Genomic DNA, 4,284 nt, shown 5'->3' with positions numbered 1-4,284 from the left:
ACAACGGCCACAATTTCAAGCACTATATGAAGTGTTGAATAGTCGCTGTACTGCCCAAACAAGGCGTCAAAAATGAGGGACATAGTCGCTGCGGTTTGATTTTACGATTTTGATGTAAAGCACACCAGCTTCAATGGCTTCTAATGTAGTTTTTATTTCGGCGTTAAGTAGATTCATTACCTCGTCATAAGGACCATAAACCTGAGTGCTTAAAGGATTTTCAAGCACTTTCAAACCCGAATTGCGCAGGTTCTTGATAAAATCTATAATTGGAGGCTCAAAGTTGTCCTGAAGTGGTGAAAGTGTAAGTTCTACTGATATTTCCATAAATTAATTTTTAATTGTCATACACGCGCATTTTTGCGCCCATGCTATAGTTTTTGTATCCTTTTCGCAGTAATTCTGAATTGGGGTTGTAATCAAAGTTAAAGGGTTGCCACTGTTTTTCGTTAAAGAAAATGCGCCTCACAAATGTTTTTTCGCCCTGAATCTGATTGGTGAGCGGCAATAAGGGGCGGAAAGAAATGGCAATTCTTTCAATCCCTCTTTTGGTTTCATACTCGTTGTATACTCTGGTTTGAATAAAGTTTCCTTCTAGGTCTGTCGGGCCTAAAACCTGAATGGAGGCAAAAATTCCGTTTTCGGGTATGAATAAATTCAAGTAGCTTAAATCGAGTTCATAGATATTGCTTTTTTCTTTTTCGTTAACCACAAAAACAATGTTTCCATAAGGCAATTCCCTTCCGGGTAGACCGCTGTTGTTTTCGTAAAGTTTTAATCGCATCATCGTTGAAAATTGCCTGACGGGTATGTTCCTGCCGGAAACTTCCTCCCTGACATTTATTGGCAACAAGACCGAAGTCAGTTGTGTGGGTTTGTTGTCAACCCTTCTGAACAGCACGGCAATTTCACTTTCAACGGTTTGCATCCAGGAGTTGTGATATTCATTGTGGGAAATGGCTTTTATTTCATGACGTTTAAAACGACCGGTTCTCGGGGCTACTATGATTATTTCATCGAGTTCATCGGCAGTGGGAAACATAGCATACTCGGGCAATAGACTATCAGTAAGCAGTTCTAAACCGGCATAACCAAGGGCTGAAACAAAAAGGGTGTCCACATCAGAATAGAGTTTTTTTGGAAAATGGAATTTACCTTCAACGTCAGCATATGTCCCCAAGCCGTTACCAAATGATATAGTAGCAAAAGAAACGGGTTCTTTGGTTCCTGCATCAAAAAAAACAACAGTTTGCCCTTCCACTTGGTAAAAAGTGAAAATGAAGATAAAGATAAAGTATAACAAGTATTTACTCATGAATTTTAATCTGTAAAATTATTTACTTCTATAGCGGATCCCACAACTGCCATAGTTGCACCTGATTGATAAACTTCGTTGAGTGATTTCACAGAATTTATCCCTCCACCCACTATCAGCGGAATATTGAGTTCACGGCTTACGCTTTTAATAACTTCATTGGAAACTTTTTTTTTTGCACCGCTTCCGGCCTCGAGGTAAATCAATTTTTTGCCTGAATATTGCCCGGCAAGTGCTGTATTTACAATTAGGTCAATTTTATTCTGTGATATTGGCAGTGTTTGACTTACTCGTTCTACGGCACTTATTGTGCCACCGTCAATAAGAACATATCCTGTAGGGATGATTTCCAAATTACTTTTTTTGAGTTTAGGTGCGGCTTTGACCTGTTGTTTGATTAAATATTCAGGATTCTCGCCTGACAGTAAACTTAAGAATAAAATTCCATTTGCCTGATGTGTAATCTGCTGTTCGTCTCCGGGAAAAAGTATGATGGGCAGGATGGAATGTTTTTTTAAAGCCAAAACCACTGTTTCGGTTTGCGCTTGCGTGGCTGTACTGCCGCCTACAAAAAGGTGAGAGGTTGATGCGGGTGTTTTTTCCAAAAAGGCTGATACATTTTCGATTTGAAACTTTTCCGGGTCAATCAAAATAGCAAGCAATTTTTGATTGGTTTGGTAAGCGTTGAAAATATCGTTGTAAATTGTTTGCATTAAACAGTGATTTAGCACAAAGCATAAGCACAGGTAAATCCTTCAAATTCTAAAAAGTGAACCTTGTATGTGTGTACTTTTCCGTTAAAAATAATTTCGGCAGTGGTTTGCATATCTTCAAACTGAAAATCTTTCACATCCACATGTTGTAAAAAACTCACACCACGGTTGGCATAGAGTTTATAAAGGGCTTCTTTGGCACACCAGACAATGGTGAGTTTTTGAATAACAGCTGAGTCGTTGGCCAGGGTGCGGTATTCTTTTAGCGGGGTAAACTTGTTTGCGATTCTTAAAATTTTATCGCGTTGTTTTTCAATGTCAATGCCCACTTCACTGTTGCTGATAATAATGCCTGAAAACTCGTGTGAATGGGTTATTGAAATGTGTTTCGCGTCTTTTAAATCGGGTTTTCCTTCGCCGTTATAAATTATATCATGGTCAGTGTAGCCCTCAATTTTCAACAGGTGACGAATGCTCAGAAATCCTCTTTTGTGAATGTCTGACAACATTTTCTCAATACGGTTTTTGCTTTTGTCTGTAAGTGATATTCCCTGAAGGAGCTCTTCAAAAGGTTCTTCTATCTTCCAGATGAGCACCTTAGTGTCTTTATTTACTGTTATTGTTTTGTAAAGAGGCATGTGGATTCTTAGATATTGCTTATTTTTGTGAACTATAAAAATAATGATAATACAAATATACTATTTATGAGTACGAAAACATTGACTTATGTTCCCTATAAAGTTAAAGATTTAAAACTGGCGGAATGGGGTAGAAAAGAAATTGAATTGGCTGAGGCCGAAATGCCAGGATTGATGTCACTAAGGGAAGAATACAAAAATTCCCAGCCACTTAAGGGTGCGCGTATTGCCGGATGTTTGCATATGACAATCCAGACTGCCGTTTTAATTGAAACCTTAACCGCTCTTGGTGCTGAAGTAACCTGGAGTTCGTGTAATATTTTCTCCACACAAGATCACGCTGCCGCTGCAATAGCCGCTGCCGGAATTCCGGTGTATGCCTGGAAAGGAATGAACGAAGAGGAATTTAACTGGTGTATTGAGCAAACGTTGTTTTTCGGCGAAGACCGCAAGCCCTTAAATATGATTCTTGATGACGGAGGTGATTTGACCAATATGGTTTTTGATAAATATCCGGAACTTGCAGCCGGAATTAAAGGACTTTCTGAAGAAACTACAACAGGTGTACACCGTTTGTATGAAAGAATGAAAAACGGAACATTGCCCATGCCTGCCATCAATGTGAATGACAGTGTTACTAAATCAAAATTTGACAACAAATATGGCTGTCGCGAAAGTGCTGTTGATGCCGTGCGTCGCGCAACAGACACTATGCTAGCCGGAAAACGTGTAGTTGTTTGTGGCTATGGTGATGTTGGTAAAGGAACTGCAGCTTCGTTTAAAGGTGCCGGCTCTATTGTTACCGTTACTGAAATTGACCCCATTTGTGCATTGCAGGCAGCAATGGATGGTTTTGAAGTCAAGAAACTTGATAATGTAATAGGCAAGGCAGACATTGTTTGTACAGCTACAGGAAACAAAGACATCATTGAGGAGCGTCATTTCAGGGCAATGCGCGATAAAGCCATTGTTTGTAATATTGGTCACTTTGATAACGAAATTGATATGGCTTGGTTGAACAAAAACTATGGCAACACCAAAGACGAAATCAAACCTCAGGTGGACAAATACACTATTGATGGAAAAGATATCATCGTTCTTGCCGAAGGGCGTTTGGTGAATTTGGGTTGTGCCACCGGCCACCCCAGTTTTGTGATGAGCAACTCATTTACAAACCAAACTCTGGCGCAAATTGAACTTTGGAAAAATACTGATAAATATGAAAACAAAGTGTATGTATTACCAAAACACCTTGACGAAAAAGTAGCGAGACTTCATTTAGAGCGCATAGGTGTTGAGCTTGAAACCCTTAGAGAAGATCAGGCAAAATACATAGGCGTGTCGGTTGAAGGACCGTTCAAGCCTGAATATTACAGGTATTAAATCAGGCATTTTGATACACAAACAAAAAACCCTTTCTGTTCACAGAAAGGGTTTTTTTTATATTCGTTTTAGACAGGGTCTAAGCATCAAACGGTTCAATTGAAACGAATGACTTGTTGTCTTTTTTCTTTGAAAATTTAACTAATCCATCCACTTTAGCGTGAAGGGTGTGGTCTTTTCCGGCATATACATTCTCACCGGGATTGTGAGTGTAGCCTCTTTGTCTTACGATGAT

At 39.3% G+C, this 4,284-nt stretch carries 6 protein-coding genes; 1 reads left to right on the top strand and 5 read right to left on the bottom strand.

The genetic code is table 11. The annotated features are described in order from the left end of the window. Positions 1 to 66: 66 nt before the first annotated feature. The 4 genes from AC6F75_RS06290 to AC6F75_RS06275 are packed head-to-tail and all read right to left on the bottom strand — an operon-like array spanning position 67 to position 2,666. Complete coding sequence (locus AC6F75_RS06290) at positions 67 to 327, bottom strand: hypothetical protein (protein WP_500714102.1); 261 nt, start codon at positions 325 to 327, stop codon at positions 67 to 69. A 10-nt stretch (positions 328 to 337) separates the two neighbouring features. Further along, positions 338 to 1,315: a peptidase associated/transthyretin-like domain-containing protein gene (locus AC6F75_RS06285; protein WP_500714101.1), complete on the bottom strand. Its 978-nt coding sequence runs from the start codon at positions 1,313 to 1,315 to the stop codon at positions 338 to 340. Between the two features lie 5 nt (positions 1,316 to 1,320). Further along, complete coding sequence (locus AC6F75_RS06280) at positions 1,321 to 2,028, bottom strand: phosphoglycerol geranylgeranyltransferase (RefSeq protein WP_500714100.1); 708 nt, start codon at positions 2,026 to 2,028, stop codon at positions 1,321 to 1,323. Between the two features lie 11 nt (positions 2,029 to 2,039). Further along, a complete protein-coding gene (locus AC6F75_RS06275; RefSeq protein ID WP_500714099.1) occupies positions 2,040 to 2,666 on the bottom strand; it encodes a 4'-phosphopantetheinyl transferase superfamily protein in 627 nt (208 codons plus the stop codon). Between the two features lie 66 nt (positions 2,667 to 2,732). Between AC6F75_RS06275 and ahcY the strand changes: the two genes are divergently transcribed. Beyond that, complete coding sequence (gene ahcY, locus AC6F75_RS06270; RefSeq protein WP_500714097.1) at positions 2,733 to 4,049, top strand: adenosylhomocysteinase; 1,317 nt, start codon at positions 2,733 to 2,735, stop codon at positions 4,047 to 4,049. A 79-nt stretch (positions 4,050 to 4,128) separates the two neighbouring features. Here ahcY and AC6F75_RS06265 read toward each other — a convergent pair. After that, positions 4,129 to 4,284 (bottom strand): 50S ribosomal protein L27 (locus AC6F75_RS06265; protein WP_500714103.1); only part of this gene is annotated, 156 nt, incomplete at its 5' end.

It is taken from the genome of Planktosalinus sp. (assembly GCF_059864935.1).
This window is presented reverse-complemented; position numbering and strand designations above follow the sequence as displayed.

What these genes read in the sequence shown, in the direction of transcription:
- AC6F75_RS06290 (WP_500714102.1), bottom strand. Translation starts at nt 327, where the DNA reads ATGGAAATATCAGTAGAACTTACACTTTCACCACTTCAGGACAACTTT.
- AC6F75_RS06285 (WP_500714101.1), bottom strand. Translation starts at nt 1,315, where the DNA reads ATGAGTAAATACTTGTTATACTTTATCTTTATCTTCATTTTCACTTTT.
- AC6F75_RS06280 (WP_500714100.1), bottom strand. Translation starts at nt 2,028, where the DNA reads ATGCAAACAATTTACAACGATATTTTCAACGCTTACCAAACCAATCAA.
- AC6F75_RS06275 (WP_500714099.1), bottom strand. Translation starts at nt 2,666, where the DNA reads ATGCCTCTTTACAAAACAATAACAGTAAATAAAGACACTAAGGTGCTC.
- ahcY (WP_500714097.1), top strand. Translation starts at nt 2,733, where the DNA reads ATGAGTACGAAAACATTGACTTATGTTCCCTATAAAGTTAAAGATTTA.